At 57.2% G+C, this 15624-nt stretch carries 14 protein-coding genes; 6 read left to right on the forward strand and 8 right to left on the reverse strand.

Features of this window, described 5'->3' with window-relative positions:
• Positions 1 to 71 precede the first annotated feature (71 nt).
• The 5 genes from GOW93_RS19400 to glyA all read right to left on the reverse strand — a co-directional run bounded on the left by GOW93_RS19400 (position 72) and on the right by glyA (position 5572).
• Entirely contained in the window at positions 72 to 494 is a 423-nt protein-coding gene (locus tag GOW93_RS19400; protein WP_170387806.1) for a universal stress protein, read from the reverse strand.
• A gap of 79 nt (positions 495 to 573) precedes the next feature.
• Positions 574 to 1944: an alanine/glycine:cation symporter family protein gene (locus GOW93_RS19405; RefSeq protein WP_170387808.1), complete on the reverse strand. Its 1371-nt coding sequence runs from the start codon at positions 1942 to 1944 to the stop codon at positions 574 to 576.
• A gap of 24 nt (positions 1945 to 1968) precedes the next feature.
• Complete coding sequence (lipA, locus tag GOW93_RS19410; RefSeq protein ID WP_170387810.1) at positions 1969 to 2913, reverse strand: lipoyl synthase; 945 nt, start codon at positions 2911 to 2913, stop codon at positions 1969 to 1971.
• A 14-nt stretch (positions 2914 to 2927) separates the two neighbouring features.
• Entirely contained in the window at positions 2928 to 4307 is a 1380-nt protein-coding gene (lpdA, locus tag GOW93_RS19415) for a dihydrolipoyl dehydrogenase (protein WP_170387812.1), read from the reverse strand.
• Between the two features lie 11 nt (positions 4308 to 4318).
• Entirely contained in the window at positions 4319 to 5572 is a 1254-nt protein-coding gene (gene glyA, locus GOW93_RS19420) for a serine hydroxymethyltransferase (RefSeq protein ID WP_170387814.1), read from the reverse strand.
• A 147-nt stretch (positions 5573 to 5719) separates the two neighbouring features.
• On the opposite strand from glyA, the gene GOW93_RS19425 reads away from it, so the two are divergent.
• Positions 5720 to 6322 (forward strand): helix-turn-helix domain-containing protein, encoded by a 603-nt coding sequence (locus tag GOW93_RS19425; protein WP_170387816.1) that lies wholly within the window; start codon positions 5720 to 5722, stop codon positions 6320 to 6322.
• Between the two features lie 464 nt (positions 6323 to 6786).
• Here GOW93_RS19425 and GOW93_RS19430 read toward each other — a convergent pair whose 3' ends face one another.
• Together GOW93_RS19430 and GOW93_RS19435 are read right to left on the reverse strand one after the other, a co-directional pair.
• Positions 6787 to 8154, reverse strand: a complete 1368-nt coding sequence (locus tag GOW93_RS19430) for a sensor histidine kinase (RefSeq protein ID WP_368039692.1) — start codon at positions 8152 to 8154, stop codon at positions 6787 to 6789.
• Positions 8151 to 8819 carry a response regulator transcription factor gene (locus GOW93_RS19435; protein ID WP_170387818.1) on the reverse strand — a complete coding sequence of 223 codons (669 nt, stop codon included), beginning with the start codon at positions 8817 to 8819 and terminating at the stop codon, positions 8151 to 8153. Before GOW93_RS19435 ends, GOW93_RS19430 begins: the two co-directional genes overlap by 4 nt.
• Before the next feature lie 139 nt (positions 8820 to 8958).
• Here GOW93_RS19435 and GOW93_RS19440 point away from each other — a divergent pair, with 139 nt between their 5' ends.
• The 5 genes from GOW93_RS19440 (at position 8959) to GOW93_RS19460 (ending at position 14523) form a co-directional block, all read left to right on the forward strand.
• On the forward strand, positions 8959 to 10047 hold the full coding sequence (locus GOW93_RS19440) for a tricarboxylate transporter (protein WP_170387820.1): 1089 nt from the start codon (positions 8959 to 8961) through the stop codon (positions 10045 to 10047).
• Positions 10048 to 10128: 81 nt separating this feature from the next.
• On the forward strand, positions 10129 to 12159 hold the full coding sequence (locus tag GOW93_RS19445; RefSeq protein WP_170387822.1) for a tripartite tricarboxylate transporter permease: 2031 nt from the start codon (positions 10129 to 10131) through the stop codon (positions 12157 to 12159).
• A gap of 10 nt (positions 12160 to 12169) precedes the next feature.
• Positions 12170 to 13258 carry a 4-oxalomesaconate tautomerase gene (locus GOW93_RS19450; RefSeq protein ID WP_170387824.1) on the forward strand — a complete coding sequence of 363 codons (1089 nt, stop codon included), beginning with the start codon at positions 12170 to 12172 and terminating at the stop codon, positions 13256 to 13258.
• A gap of 48 nt (positions 13259 to 13306) precedes the next feature.
• Complete coding sequence (locus GOW93_RS19455; protein WP_170387826.1) at positions 13307 to 13528, forward strand: hypothetical protein; 222 nt, start codon at positions 13307 to 13309, stop codon at positions 13526 to 13528.
• Between the two features lie 14 nt (positions 13529 to 13542).
• On the forward strand, positions 13543 to 14523 hold the full coding sequence (locus GOW93_RS19460) for a D-2-hydroxyacid dehydrogenase family protein (protein ID WP_170387828.1): 981 nt from the start codon (positions 13543 to 13545) through the stop codon (positions 14521 to 14523).
• Here the strand turns inward: GOW93_RS19460 and GOW93_RS19465 are convergent.
• Positions 14492 to 15556: an AbrB family transcriptional regulator gene (locus GOW93_RS19465; RefSeq protein WP_170387829.1), complete on the reverse strand. Its 1065-nt coding sequence runs from the start codon at positions 15554 to 15556 to the stop codon at positions 14492 to 14494. The two genes, GOW93_RS19460 and GOW93_RS19465, sit on opposite strands and share 32 nt — an antisense overlap.
• Between the last annotated feature and the right edge of the window lie 68 nt (positions 15557 to 15624).

Genomic DNA, 15624 nt, shown 5'->3' on the forward strand with positions numbered 1-15624 from the left:
TACCACCCAACTCAACGTGGAGTGAATAAAGAGGCGTGCGTTTCGGTGTGGTCATCGTTCTAACCTTTCAATCAGCGGGACTGGTCGCGAACAACCATGACAGTGCAATGCGCGTTGCGCACGACACGGGCCAGGTTCGGGCCAATCTCATAATTCGGGAAATCGCCTTTGGTCGATGCCATGACGATCAGGTCGAAGCCGTCTTTGTAAGCGAGCTTCAGGATTTCGCGGTAAACGCTGCCTTCTTCGATGTGGATTGCCACGTCGGAGGCTTTGCCATGATCCAAAATGGCCTGAACCGCCTTGCGTACGTGCTCTTTAGCACCGGCGCCATAGTTGGCGGGCAGGTTCGGCAGTTGGATGATCTCGGGGATGACGGCAACCGCGTGTAATTCGGCACCGTAGAATTTAGCCTGTTCCAATGCGACTGGCAGGGCATTTTTCCACGAACGGTCGTCGGTGTGATCAATAGGCAGCAGGATTTTCGTGGCCATCACGTCTCTCCTCGAGATAGGGGAATTTGTTTCAAAGGCGGGGGGCCGGGTTTGGCCCCCCGTTTTGTCAGGGCCGGGTTTATTCGGCAGGCTTGCCGCCGGGCTCTTCGGACTGGCCGCCCGATGCGAAAAACTCTTTCGTCAGCTTGAAGACGATCGGGCTCAGCAAGGCCAAGGCGATCAGGTTCGGAATGGCCATCATGGCGTTCAGGGTATCCGCCAGCAGCCAGACAAAGCCCAGATCCGCGGTTGCACCAAAGTAGATCGCGACGATCCACAGCACCCGGTAGGGAAGCAGGGATTTGACACCCAGCAGGAACTCGACGCATTTCTCGCCATAGAACGACCAACCCAGGATGGTGGTGAAGGCAAAGATCGACAGCGCGATTGCGATCAGGTGACCACCGCCCGGCAGAGAGGTTGCAAATGCCAGAGAGGTCAGGGCAGCGCCCGATTCACCTGAGGTCCATGCGCCTGTCGAGATGATCGCCAGACCGGTGATCGAGCAGACGATGATGGTGTCGATGAACGTACCCAGCATCGCGATCAGGCCCTGGTTAACCGGACCTTTGGTCTCAGCCGCTGCGTGTGCAATCGGAGCCGAGCCCAGACCGGCTTCGTTCGAGAACACGCCACGTGCCACACCAAAGCGGATAGCGGCCCAGACGGCTGCGCCTGCGAAGCCACCTTCGGCGGCGGATGGGGTGAAGGCATAGGTGAAGACCAGCGACAGGGCGTTGCCGATTTCGCCGATGTTGATGATCAGAACCAGCAGACCAGCGACAATGTATGCGATTGCCATGGCCGGAACCAGCTTACCGGCAACTGCACCGATGCGGGTAATGCCACCCAGGATAACGGCTGCGGTCAGGACCATCAGAACAACTCCGGTGACCGAAGTGTTTACGCCGAAGTTTGCTTCCAGAACCTGTGCCACACCGTTGGCCTGAACACCGTTGCCGATGCCGAAAGCCGCGATTGCGCCGAACAGGGCGAATGCGACGCCCAGCCAGGCCCATTTCGCGCCGAGGCCGTTTTTGATGTAGTACATCGGGCCGCCGACATAGTTGCCCAGTTCATCTTTTTCACGGTATTTAACCGCGCAGACGGCTTCGGCATATTTGGTGGCCATGCCCACCAGGGCGGTCATCCACATCCAGAACAATGCGCCTGGACCGCCCAGGAAGACAGCAGTGGCCACACCGGCAATATTACCTGTACCGATGGTCGCCGACAGTGAGGTCATCAGCGCGTTGAACGGGCTGATCTGCCCTTCGCCCTGACCCTCACGGCCTTTGAACAGCAGGCTAAAGCCTGTGCCAATGCGCAGGATCGGCATGAATTTCAGGCCGACCTGCAGGAAGAAGCCAACGCCAAGAATGAGGACCAGCATCAGCGGCCCCCACACGACGCCATTGATGGCCCCTACGATTGAATTTAACGCTTCCATGGTTTCCCTCCCATTTGCGTTTGGTTAAGCCCCGTTTGCGATGGCCCGCTGGCGGGCTTGCTTGAGAGCAGCGAAATCTTCGTCCGCGTGGAACGATGAACGGGTCAGCGGCGTGGCCGACACGTGCAGAAAGCCCTTGGAGCGTGCGATCCGTTCCAGTTGGGCGAACTCTTCCGGTGACCAGAAACGGTCGATTGGATGGTGTTTCGGGGTCGGTTGCAAATACTGGCCGACCGTCAGAAAATCGACATTGGCCGCGCGAAGGTCGTCCATCACTTGACGCACGTCGTCTAGGGTTTCTCCTAACCCTACCATAAGACCAGATTTACTGAAAATTCCGGGGTTTGCGCGTTTTGCGTCGTCCAGCAGCCGCAGAGATGTGTAGTAGCGCGCGCCGGGACGAACCGATGGGTACAGGTGCGGAACGGTTTCCAGATTGTGGTTGAACACGTCCGGGGCGGCCTCGAAGACGATATCGGGAGCGTCGCCTTTGCCCAAGAAGTCCGGGGTTAGTACCTCGACCGTGGTGCCGGGGTTCTGATGGCGCACGGCACGGATCGTCTGCGCGATATGTTCCGCTCCGCCATCGGCCAGATCATCACGATCGACCGAGGTGATCACCACATGGCGCAGTCCCAGTTTCTTGACCGCCGCTGCAACCCGACCCGGCTCAAACGCGTCCAACGCATCGGGGCGGCCGGTGGCCACGTTGCAGAAGGAACAACCGCGGGTGCAGATTTCGCCCATGATCATCATCGTCGCGTGGCGCTTGGACCAGCACTCACCGATATTGGGGCAGGCGGCCTCTTCGCACACCGTTGCCAGATTGTGGTCGCGCATCAGGCGGCGGGTTTCGTAATACTCGGCGCTGTCACCCTTTTTCTTTCGAATCCACTTGGGTTTGCGCGGGATGACACTGTCAGCCTTCTTGGCTTTTTCCGGGTGGCGGGGGCGAAGCTGGATGGTCATCTGGCAGGTCCCTCTTAGGCGTGGATTGCGCGGCCCATGGCGTCAAGGCAGGCCTCTTTGACTGCCTCGCCCATGGCCGGGTGTGCATGACAGGTGGCGGCGACCTCGGCGACGGTGGCGCCTTTGGTCATGGCCAGAACCAGTTCTGCGATCAGATCACCACCATGAGCGCCGCAGATGTGTGCGCCCAGGATTTTGCCGTTCGGATTAGCCAGAACCTTGACCGCGCCGTCGGTTTCGCCTGTCGAACGGGCGCGCGAGTTGGCCATAAAGGCGAACTTGCCAACCGAATACTCAGTGCCAGCCTCTTTCAGCGCTTCTTCGGTTAGACCGACCGAGGCGACTTCGGGGTCGGTGTAAACAACACCCGGCACGGTGTTGTAGTCGACATGACCGGCTTGACCTGCCAGAGTTTCCACGCACGCGACGCCGTCTTCCTCGGCCTTGTGCGCCAGCATCGGGCCGGGAACACAGTCGCCGATGGCGTAAATGCCGGGAACCGAGGTCTGGAACGTCCCGTCCACTTCGATGAAGCCACGCTGGCTTACTGCAACGCCTAGTTCTTCCAGGCCCAGCCCACGGGTGACCGGACGGCGGCCAACGGCGATCAGAACCTTGTCGGCCTCAATCACCTCTTCCTTGTCCTTGCCAACACGATCAACGGTCAGAGTCAGGCCAGCATCAGTCTTATCGACCGTTTTCAGCGCGCGGCCCAGTTGGAATTTCAACCCACGCTTGGACAGCGCGCGCTGTGCCAGCTTGGCGATCTCACCATCAATGCCCGGCAGAACGCGGTCCAGATACTCGACCACGGTGACCTTTGCGCCCAAACGGGCCCAAACCTGACCCAGCTCCAGACCGATCACGCCTGCGCCGATCACAACCAGATGCTCCGGTACGTTTTCGAGCGCAATTGCACCGGTTGAACTCAGGATGTCCTGTTCGTCAATCTCGATTCCAGGCAAAGAGGTCGGTTCGGATCCGGTGGCGATTAGGATATTCTTCGCTTCATGTACTTCATCGCCCACCTTGACCTGACCGGCCGCAGGAATACTTGCCCAGCCTTCAATCAGATCAACACCGTTTTTCTTGAACAGAAACGCGATGCCCTTGGTCAGGTCGCCTACGATCTTGTCTTTGCGTCCCATCATCGCGGGTACGTCGATGCTGGCCCCCTCGACCGCAATGCCGTGGGAGGAGAGATGTGCAAGTTCGGCATACTTGGCCGAGGAGGTCAGCAACGCTTTGGAGGGGATGCATCCCACATTCAGACAGGTTCCACCAAGTGCCCCGCGTCCTTCGACGCAGGCCACTTTCAGTCCCAGCTGAGCCGCGCGGATCGCGGCGACATAGCCGCCCGGTCCGCCTCCGATAACGATGAGATCGTAGGTCATGTGGTCGTCTTTCAGTAGATCGGGTGGCTTGCGCACAGGGCGCGGACTTTTTCGCGGGTTGCTTTTTCGACGGCCTCATCACCGTTCGGGTTTTCTGCCAGCGCATCCAGCACGTCACCAATCAGGTGGCCGATTTGTTTGAACTCTTCCGGCGCGAAACCGCGGCTGCAGCCAGCTGCAGTACCCAGACGGATACCGCTGGTGATTGTGGGCTTTTCAGGGTCGCCTGGCACGCTGTTCTTGTTGCAGGTAAAGCCAGCACGTTCCAATGCGGCCTCGGCGTCCTTACCTGTCACGCCAACTGGGCGAAGGTCGACCAGCATCAGGTGGTTTTCGGTACCACCCGAGACAATGTCGCAACCGCGTGCCATCATCACGTTGGCCAAGGCTGAGGCGCTATCGACAACGCGCTGCATGTATTCCTTGAACTCAGGCTTCAGCGCCTCTCCGAAGGCAACCGCCTTGCCTGCGATCACGTGCATCAGCGGACCGCCCTGCAGTCCGGGGAAGACGGCCGAATTGATCTTTTTGGCCAGTGCCTCGTCATTTGTCAGGATGATGCCACCGCGCGGACCGCGCAGGGTCTTATGTGTGGTCGATGTAACGATATGTGCATGCCCGATAGGCGAGGGGTGCAGGCCGGTAGCAACCAGACCGGCGATATGAGCCATGTCGGCCAGCAACCAGGCGCCAACCTCATCCGCAATTGCGCGGAAGCGGGCAAAGTCGATTTTTTGCGAATAGGCAGATGCACCGGCAATGATCAGTTGGGGCTTTTCAGCCTTTGCCAGTTCTTCAACCTGATCATAGTCGATCAACCCGGCTTCGGTCAGGCCATACTGGATCGGACGGAACCACTTGCCAGACTGTGCGGGCTTTGCACCATGGGTCAGGTGACCACCTGCGTCCAGCGACATGCCCAGAATGGTGTCTCCGGGGCTGAGCAGCGCCAGCTTGACCGCACCGTTCGCCTGTGCGCCCGAATGCGGCTGAACGTTCGCATATTCACAGCCAAACAGTTGCTTCAATCGGTCGATGGCTTCCTGCTCGACCTCATCCACATATTCACAACCACCATAATAGCGGCGACCGGGATACCCTTCGGCGTACTTGTTGGTCAGCACCGAGCCTTGGGCGTCAATCACAGCCTGAGAGACGATGTTCTCTGATGCGATCAGTTCGATCTGTTCGGCCTGACGTGCGCCCTCGCGTGCAATCGATGCAGCGATGGTCGGATCGGCCTGTGTAAGCGACGTTTTGAACATGGTCATCTCCTCTGATTTCGAATCTCCGGTCCGAAATTAAGTTTCCTATAGTGGAAATGATTCCCTTAAGTCAACAAAAGTCTCCTATTCACGTAGTTGCGTGTAACTAAGGGAATATGTAGTCTTTGAAAGAACAGGGGGAATTTCATGGGCGAAGACCAAAGAAACGAAGGTGTTCCACCCGAAGAGCTGGACGAAGGGGCGGCTTTGGGGCGTTCCATCCGCGAAGCGCGTCGGGAAAAAGGTTGGACGCTGGAAGAGGCCGGGCGTGCGGCGGGCATCGGTCGCTCGACCCTTTCGAAGATCGAAAACAACCAGACCAAACCCAGCTTCGAGATTGTTCGGCGTCTGACACAGGCGCTGGATCTGAAGCCGCCGCAACTGTTTCTGCAATCGGGCCAAACCGGGATCACGGGACGTCGCGATTTTACGGCAAAGGGGCAGGGCGAATTTCGGGAAACTGCAACTTATCTGCACGAACTTTTGTGCTCTGACCTGACAAGCAAACGCATGTTGCCCTATGTCGCCACGATCAGGGCACGCGATATTTCCGAATTTGACCCCTGGGTTCGCCACTCTGGCGAAGAATTCATGTACGTATTAAGAGGTGAGTTGATTTTTATCTCGGAACATTATCGCCCGCTGCCGATGAAGGCCGGAGACTCGCTTTATTATGACAGCAGCATGGGGCATGGCTGTGTGTCGACCAGCGAGGAAGACGCTCAGGTTCTATGGGTGTCCTTGGAGTAAATAATAAGAGCCTGCCTAGTGTAAGCCCATTCGATGCTGTTCACGCCTTTTAGTTTCCGTATGGGACATGATCCCGTGATCTCCTCGGCAGCTCGTACCCGAGAACGTGATGCCCGGTTTTGGAATTGGAGTGGTGTATCCCATTGCCAAAAGGTTGGGGTACATGACGAGCGAAAGTGATCGCATTCCCTTGTATTTAGGATTTCTCACGGGAAAGTGGTAGGCGTGGCGGGACTTTCTGCCAATATATTTAAGTATTAGAAAAATATAGAAAATACGCTCAATGGATGGTGTTTGGACGCCAGATAGACACCGGTTGTGCGTCTCACTAATTCGCTTTTAAGTCTGTGACCTGGTAGGCTATGAAGTTTTCGGTATGGGTGAAAACAAGGCCTTCGCTGCAAGTGCAAAGAATGCTCTTTGACCGTGATTGGTTTAGGACACGTCGATAAAACTCAAAAAATTTATGCGACCATGGGAAGCTCAAGCGTAATGCTCGCTCCTCTTTCGACTTGGTTGATTGCGACCAGCCCTCCGTGGCGCTTCGCCACTTCAGAGACGATAGACAACCCCAAACCGCTGCCTTCAGAATATTCCAGCTGCGAAAACCTACTGAATGCTGCTTCGCTTTGGTCGGGCGAAAGGCCGGCTCCGTCATCAGTCACGGTTAGCCTGACGTGCCTGCCGTCACAGCGTAGCACCACTGAAATTTGGCTCAATTTTGCGCCGCCGTGCTTAACTGCGTTGTCCAAAAGGTTCTTCAGAGCCTCAGCTAGAAACACCCGATCACCTGACACCGTGACCGCCGCCTCAGGCATTGTGACATCAAACTCGAGACCCTTTGCGAGAATGTGTACTCCCATTTCCGCACAGGCCTCTTCCACAACCGAGCGGATATCAATTTCATCCATTTGATCTTGGTGCGTCGGCTGCCTGAGCCTTTCAAGTGACAACAGCTGTTCAGCCACTGTTGCAGAGTTTTTTGCAGCTGCCACAAGCTCTAAAATGCGTTTTTCTCGGTCGTCATCCGTTTTCGCGTCCTGCAGCGCTTCGGCCATCGATTGCACGGCCGCCGCCGGATTTCGCAGCTGATGTGCGGCTTCGGATATAAACACTTGATGGGCGTTGATACTTTTTTCCACCTGACCAAACAGCCGGTTCAAGGTTCTGACAACACCTTGAACTTCGACCGGGACAGGGCGTTTTATCTCGCTCAGGTCATCTGGTGAACGCAGGTCGATTGCGTCCTGCAAATCCAGCAAGGGTCTAAGGCCACGGGCGACGCCGAACCATACCACAATGGCGAGGGTGCCCAGCAGAATTCCCATGAGAATTCCTGCGCGGATTGACAGTTCGTTCGCGAAAGCGTTGCGATCCGCCATACGTTGCCAGACTGTAACCGTCGCATCTCCGATTAGATTTTCTATGGTTACTCGTTCCGTCATCTTAAGAACGCGCACCGGTTCTTGGCGATAGAGCGCTTCGAAAAACTGCGGCTTGTACACCTCTTGAGCAGACGGGTTCGTGGCTGCCGGAGGGTACGCATAGCCTGTTACGTAGATGCCGCCGGGGCCCGTTACGTGGTAAAAAATCTCTCCGCCCGACGCGTCACGGATCATGCTGCGTGTAGTGGGCGACAGTGCATCACCTCCTGAAATTGCAACATCCCGTGAAATTGCGAGACCAGCAGATAGCAGGCTGTCGTCAAATAACTCCTGGGCTGTCTTTTGGGCAACCCAAAAGCGCCAAATTCCAAGCAGCACCGCAAGCAGCACCAAGGGCGTCAAGATAAGAATGAAAAGTCGTAGCCTGAGCGAGCCGTGCTTGATCACTTCTGCACCTCAAGAAGGTACCCCAGACCGCGGGCCGTCTTGATCCTTATGCCAAGATTCTGAAGGCGTTTTCTCAACCGCGACACATGAGGTTCTACAGCTGAGTCCTCGATATCGGCCCCGACGCCATAGACATAATCTGTAAGTTGGCTTTTGGGAACAATTCTGCCCCGACGCTCCAACAGGCACTCCAGCACGGCTATTTCCCGTCGTGGAATATCCATGACCTCACCCCGTACACTAACCTGACGTGCAGTACGGTCGAACTCCAAACTTCCGATGCTCTCCCGTGCTCCGTAGTCAAGTTCTTTGCGGCGTGAAAGCGCCCGGATGCGAGCTTCCAACTCGTCCATTTCAAAGGGTTTGACCAGATAGTCATCTGCGCCCATGTCCAAGCCAGTTACCCGATCGCTTGTCTCGGAGCGCGCTGTCAGCAGAATCACGGGCGCACTGTCGCCACGATGGCGCAGGGATCTCAGGATATCCAACCCCGACCGACCGGGCAGGTTGATATCCAGAACGATCAAATCGGCGCCTTCCTGTTCCAGATATAGGTCTGCCGCGTCGCCATCTGTCAGCACGTCAGCGGCATGGCCCCGATCCCGCAGCCGGTACGCAATGGCGTTGGCGAGTGTTTCATTATCCTCGACGATGACGATCCGCATTCGGGCTCCTGCAAGTTTCACGCAAGGTTGGCGCTCCATGATTGCCAGATAGGAGGGGGAATCAACCCCACAGTTCTTATTACGATCACTGTAGCGCGGAGGGCGCTAACGTGGTTGTCTGGTCAATAGGGAGGAACCAATGGCCATTTCCAAATTTACCCGTCGTGCCGTCGTGGGGCTGATCGCCGCCGCCGGTATCGCAGCACCTGCCGCTGCCGAGGTTGATTTCTCGGGCAAGACCATCGAGTGGGTCATCCCGTTCTCGGAAACGGGCGGTTCGGCCAAATGGGCCAATTTCTTCGCTCCGCTTCTGTCCGAGGCGCTGCCGGGTCAGCCGACCGTAGTCGTTAAATTTATGCCGGGTGCAGGTTCGACCAAGGGCGCGAATTGGTTTCAGGAGCAGAGCCATGATGATGGCACGCTGCTGTTTGGCACCTCGGGTTCAACTCAATTCCCGTATCTGCTGAGCGATCCGCGCGTGCGCTATGAATACAACGACTGGATTCCGGTCATGGCCTCGGGAACTGGTGGTGTCGCCTATCTGAACGCCGAGGATGGCGCGAAGTTTGATGGCTCCGCGAATGCGTTGAAAGACACCAACTTCATCTACGGTTCGCAGGGCGCAACCCGTCTGGACCTCGTCCCGCTGCTGGCATGGCAGATGCTGGGAATGAATGTTGAACCGGTCTTTGGCATCAAGGGTCGCGGTGACGGTCGCCTGATGTTCGAGCGCGGTGAAGCAAATATCGATTACCAGACTTCATCGGGCTATCTTGGCGGTTCGACCTCGCTGGTCGAAGCCGGTCAGGCGGTTCCAATGATGACCTGGGGTGCTCTGGATGCTGATGGCAACATCGTTCGCGACCCGACCTTCCCGGATATCCCAACGTTCAAAGAGGTTTGCGAAGCCACCGATGGTTGTGAAACCAGTGGCGAGGCATGGGATGCGTGGAAAGCGTTTTTTGTAGCCGGTTTCCCAGTTCAGAAGCTGGCTTTCCTGCCGGGTGATACGCCCCAGGAAGTGGTCGACGCGTACACCGCAGCGTTCCAAGCCGTGACCGAGCGTGGTGACTTCGCTGACATCTCCTCCAAGCGCGTGGGCAAGTATCCTGTTTTTGTTGGGGATGGTTCGAAAACTGCGCTGCAAGCTGCGACAAACGTCGACGACAACGCCAAGGCCTATGTTCTGAACTGGCTCAAAGACGCCTATGGTGTCGAGCTGAACTAAGCCGATCCCTCATAACGCGTGCCCTCAGAGAAGGGCGCGCGCCTTTTTATCCTTGCCAAAATTGAATGAAAGGCGGCCGCTATGGAGGTTTTCGCCACCGCTCTTCCTGCGCTCGGTGACGCGTGGGGTCTGATCCTGCAACCCATCGTTCTGGGGTATCTTATTCTCGGCGTCGTTATGGGGCTGGCCGTGGGCGTCTTTCCGGGACTCGGCGGTATTGCTGGTCTGTCCCTGTTGTTGCCTTTCATGTTTGGCATGGACCCGATCCTTGGTCTGGCTTTGATGATCGGGATGGTCGCAGTTGTTCCGACCTCTGACACCTTCGCATCGGTTCTTATGGGGATCCCCGGCAGTTCCGCCTCGCAAGCGACCGTGCTCGACGGCTTCCCGATGGCAAAAAAGGGCGAAGCTGCCCGTGCGTTGTCGGCAGCCTTTGCGTCTTCTCTGTTTGGCGGTTTGGTTGGGGCCACATTCCTGACCATGTTCATCCTGATCGCGCGGCCAATCGTTCTGGCGTTTGGCCTGCCCGAGATGCTGATGATCACCATCCTCGGCTTGTCCATGGTTGCCATTCTCGCCGGACGCATTCCACTGAAGGGTGTCGCCGCCGCTGGGCTTGGGTTGATGGTTGGTACAATTGGCGAGGCGGACGCAGGCGGGTCGCTCCGTATGGCGACCTATGACATTCCTTATCTGACAGACGGTTTGAAGCTGGTTATCGTTGGATTGGGTATCTTTGCGGTGCCCGAAATCGTCTCGCTGTTGCGCCAAGACCGTTCTATCGCCAAGGGCGCCTCGCTGGGGGCGGGTTGGTTTGACGGTGTGAAAGACTGGGCCGCGAATATCTGGTTGTCGGTCCGCTGTTCGATTATTGGCGTGGTTGTTGGAGTCATTCCCGGTCTTGGTGGCTCGGTTGTTGACTGGATCGCTTATGGCCATTCAGTTCAATCGACCAAAGACAAAAGCAACTTTGGAAAGGGCGAAGTGCGCGGGGTGATCGGGCCGGAAAGCTCGAACAACGCCAAGGAAGGTGGTGGGCTCGTCCCAACCTTGCTGTTCGGCATCCCCGGCTCGGGATCAATGGCGATCTTCATCGGCGCGGTCGCTCTGCTGGGGTCCGGCGATATTGAGGTTGGTCCGAGTATGCTTAAGGACAATCTCGACATTACCTATTCTATCGTCTGGTTGCTGGCGCTTGCTAACGTTGTCGGTACCATTCTATGCATTGCGGCTTCGGGTGGGATCGCCAAGCTAACCACAATTCGGTTTACTTATCTGGCGCCGTTCCTGTTCATGCTGATCAGCTTTGCGGCCTTCCAGTCCGGTCAGAACTTCGAAGACCTGCTGGCCCTGTTTGTCATTGGCCTGATCGGCATCTTCCTGCGCCGTTTCGACTGGTCGCGCCCGGCCTTCCTGATCGGGTTCGTTTTGTCGAACCCGGTTGAAAAGTTCACCAACCAGGCATTCCAGATTGCCTCTTTCCGGTTTCGCAAAAGCTTTGGTGAGGGCATGGAATATGTCTTCAGCCCAATCGTTATCGTCCTGATCGTGGTTACGGTCGTTTCGGTCATTCTGGGTATCCGTCAGGCCAAGATGATCATGGCAGAGGGTGACGTGCAGGCGGGAACCAAACGCGCGCCGTTGATCTTCCTGTTGGTGATCATGGCTTACCTGATCGTGGCGTTGGTCAACGCCAATATGATCCCCGACTACAACATGACCGATAAGATCATTCCCTTGGTGATCGGTAGCGTGTCGCTGTTCTGCTGCGTGATCCTGTTGATCCAGATGATGCGGCGACCAGAGGGCGATGCGATCTTTGCCGACAAGGAGATTGCTGGAGAGGATGCCAGTGCGCCGCATGGGCTTTGGTCAACTCTGGCGTGGTTCGCAAGTCTGATCGCGGCAACATGGGTCGTGGGGTTCATCCTCGCCTTGATCGGGTTCCTGATCGCATTCTTCCGCATTCGCGCTGGGTCCAGCTGGCAGATGACGCTGATCCTGACCGCCTGCGGCATCGGTTTCATGTGCCTGATGGCGGGCGCGCTGAACCGCGATTTCCCGCCGGGTCTGTTGCAAGACATGGTCAGCTTGCCTTGGCCGTTGAAGTGAGGGATCCAAAATGACCCAAACTGCAATCCCTTACATCTTCATGCGTGGCGGCACTTCGAAAGGTCCGTATTTCCACCGCTCGGATTTGCCCGAGGAACTGGACACGCTGGCCGAGGTGCTGATCGCCGCCCTTGGTTCCGGGCAGTCGCTGAACATCGATGGCATCGGCGGCGGCGCGGCGGTGACCACCAAGGTTGCGATGCTGTCGGTCAGCGAGGATGATTGGGCCGATATCGACTATTTCTTCGGGCAAGTCTCGGTCGAGGAGAAGCTGGTCGATTTCAAACCTACCTGCGGTAACATTCTGTCCGGCGTTGCCCCTGCTGCGATCGAAATGGGGCTGCTCAAGCCGCAGGGCGAAGAAACTGAAATTCGCATCCGGGCCGTCAATACGGGGGCGCGGGTCGTGGCCAAAGTGAATACGCCGGGGGGCGAATTGACCTATGAGGGCGATGCGGAAATCGCGGGCGTTCCCGGCCATTCAGCGCCTGTTCAGCTGAGTTTCATGGGCGTAGTGGGCTCGGCCACAGGGGCGTTTCTGCCCACGGGTAACCTGCGCGATACCGTTCAGGGCATCGAACTGACTTGCATGGATGTCGCCATGCCAATGGCCATCACCCGCGCCGCCGAATTCGGATTGACGGGCTATGAAAGCGCCGAGGAGCTGGACGCCAACAGCGCCTTTTTCGACCGGATGGAGGCTGTACGGATCGAAGCCGGGGAACGGATGGGGATGGGAGACGTGTCCAAGTCGGTGACCCCCAAATTTGGCCTTGTCGCGCCTGCCAGAGACGGCGGAACCCTTGCGGTGCGGTATTTCATGCCGTGGAAGACTCACCCGACCATGGCCGTGACCGGAGCGCAATGCATGGCGTCCTGCGCATTGACGCCCGGCACAGTCGCGGACGGTTTACTGGATCGCCCCACGGCAAGCCCGGCTGAGGTCGTGCTGGAACACGCCTCGGGTAAAATCGACGTGCTGGTGGATTTCTCCACCGACGACGGATTCAACGTGAATTCCGCGGGTCTGGTGCGAACCGCGCGCAAGCTGGCAGACGGGCATGTTTATGTACCGGAATCTGTGTGGAAGGGCAGTTGAAACGGCGGCTTTCAAAAAGTATACTATAGTATACATAATGAGGGTGCCATGATGGATGACTATTCTGAATGCCTCGAAATTGCACGTCAGGAACTCAGGCTGGCGCAGTCGGCTCTGCGGAGGGACATCGCGGAATACCCGACACCGATTGCTGGGTGTGATGAGCAATTCAACCATTTGCTGGATCAACGCGAGCGGGTTCACAATGCGCTTGAAGCGCTCGACACACGTCATTTTGTGCCGACGCCAAGAAAACTGAACGCCGAGTAGGGTATAGAACGCCGATGAAGGTTCACATTCTGGACGATTGGTTTGACACGCTGCAGGGCCTTCCCTGTTTTCGAAAGCTGTCCGGCCACGACGTGAAGGTCTGGACAGATCATGTCGAAGATACCAACGAATTGGCTGCTCGATTGCAGGAGGCTGAGGCGCTGGTGTTGTTTCGCGAACGCACTAAGATCACCCGCGATCTTGTTGAAAAACTCCCAAACCTGAAATTGATCAGTCAGCGTAGTGTGTATCCGCATGTCGATGTGCAGGCATGCTCGGATAACGAAGTGCTGCTGTGTTCGAACATGCATGGCGGGACGCCCTCATATGCCGCGGCCGAGCTGACATGGGCGCTGATCATGGCCGGGATGCGCGATTTGCCCGCGCAGATGGCTTCGGTCAAAGCCGGGCATTGGCAGGCCGGAGTTGGCAAGACCCTGAGGGGGCGGCAGCTGGGGTTGTATGGATATGGCCGCATCGCCCGCGCCGTTGCTGGCTACGCCGAGGCATTCGGGATGAATGTGGTCTGGTGGTCCTCGGACGAAGGCCGGGCACGCGCGCAGGCAGACGGCGTTCAGGTCGCCGCAAGCCGCGAAGCGTTCTTTGCTAACAGCGATGTTGTCTCAGTCCATGTTCGCCTGAAGCCAAACACACACAGCATTATCACCGCGTCGGATTTCTCGCAGATGCAACCGGGAGCGTTGTTTGTGAATACATCCCGTGCAGGTCTCATAGCAAAGGGTGCATTGCTTGAGGCGCTAAAAGCCGGTCACCTGGGCAAGGCAGCAATTGATGTTTTTGATACTGAGCCGCTCACTGACCCGGATGACCCGTTGCTATCGCATCCGAAATTGATTGCGACACCGCATATTGGTTTTGTGACGGAGGATGAGTTTGACCTACAGTTTGCCGACATTTTCGATCAGGTGAACGCCTATGCTGAAGGTGCCCCCACTCACATGATCAACCCCGAGGTTTGGACCAGCGCAGGATAAGGTTGGCCGCTAAAGGCGCGCCGATGATTACCAGCACGATCCGTGTAAGATGGTGGATGATCACAAAGCCCAGATCCGCGCCCGAGACGATGGCCAGAACTGTCATCTCGGCCTGTCCGCCGGGGGCAAAGGCCAAGAAAGCCTCGACTGGTTGGCCGAAGCCCAACGTGGTGACAACGGCGGTGAAAGCGGCCGCGAGGATGGCAAGAACGATGACATAAGCGACGCCTGCTGCAACCACCCGGCGGAGTTCGACCCAAGTGACGCCCACGAATTTCACGCCTATCCCGCAACCGATAAAGAATTGCGCTGCAAGGATGGCCTCGCGCGGTGGTCGGGTATGAATGAAGTCGCCCAGTGACAGGGCCGCTGTCAGGATCATTGGGCCGAGGATAGATGCCCCGAACAGGCCGATCCGCTCACCGCCTTTCCAGCCTATAAGGGCGGCCAGAACCATCAGACCCAATTCATGTATTGGCAGGTCGCGCGCAGGCTCTCCGATCGGGTTGGTGAGTTGGGCATCGTAGAACACCGTCAGAAACAGCGGGGCCAGCGTCACGATAATCAGCACGCGGGTTCCGTGGATCAGGGACAGGGTACGCGGGTTGGCGCCAGCCTCGGTTCCAAAGATGATCATGTCCTGCAATCCGCCGGGCATGGCGGCGTAAAACGCGGTCGTGGAGTCAAACCCCCAGATCTTACGAAAGAATGGCACTCCGACCAGTGCGATCACCAGGATGAAGAGCGGGACCAATGCGATAGACGCGGCCATCTTCGGCAATTCGACAAACAGGGCAGGGGTTATCGAAGCCCCAACTGCAACGCCCAGTATGGTGCGCGCTGCAACCGAGACCTGACCAAAACCTTCCATAGGTGCATGCGCCAGGGCAGCGATCAGACACGCGCTCATTGGGCCGAACAGAAAGGGCAGCGGCAGGTTCAACGCCCAAAATACTCCAGTACCCAGAAGTGCAAGGGCCAGTGTTACGGTCCGCTTTGTCAGGAGAGAAGGTGTTTTGTTTTGGGTGGGCAAGGCACGGCTTCCGACAATATTGACTCTCTATGTATCCAAATGTATACAACGGGACGCAAGAAGACAAG

It is taken from the genome of Ruegeria atlantica, from assembly GCF_013032455.1.
GTDB classification, from domain to species: Bacteria; Pseudomonadota; Alphaproteobacteria; order Rhodobacterales; family Rhodobacteraceae; genus Ruegeria; species Ruegeria atlantica_B.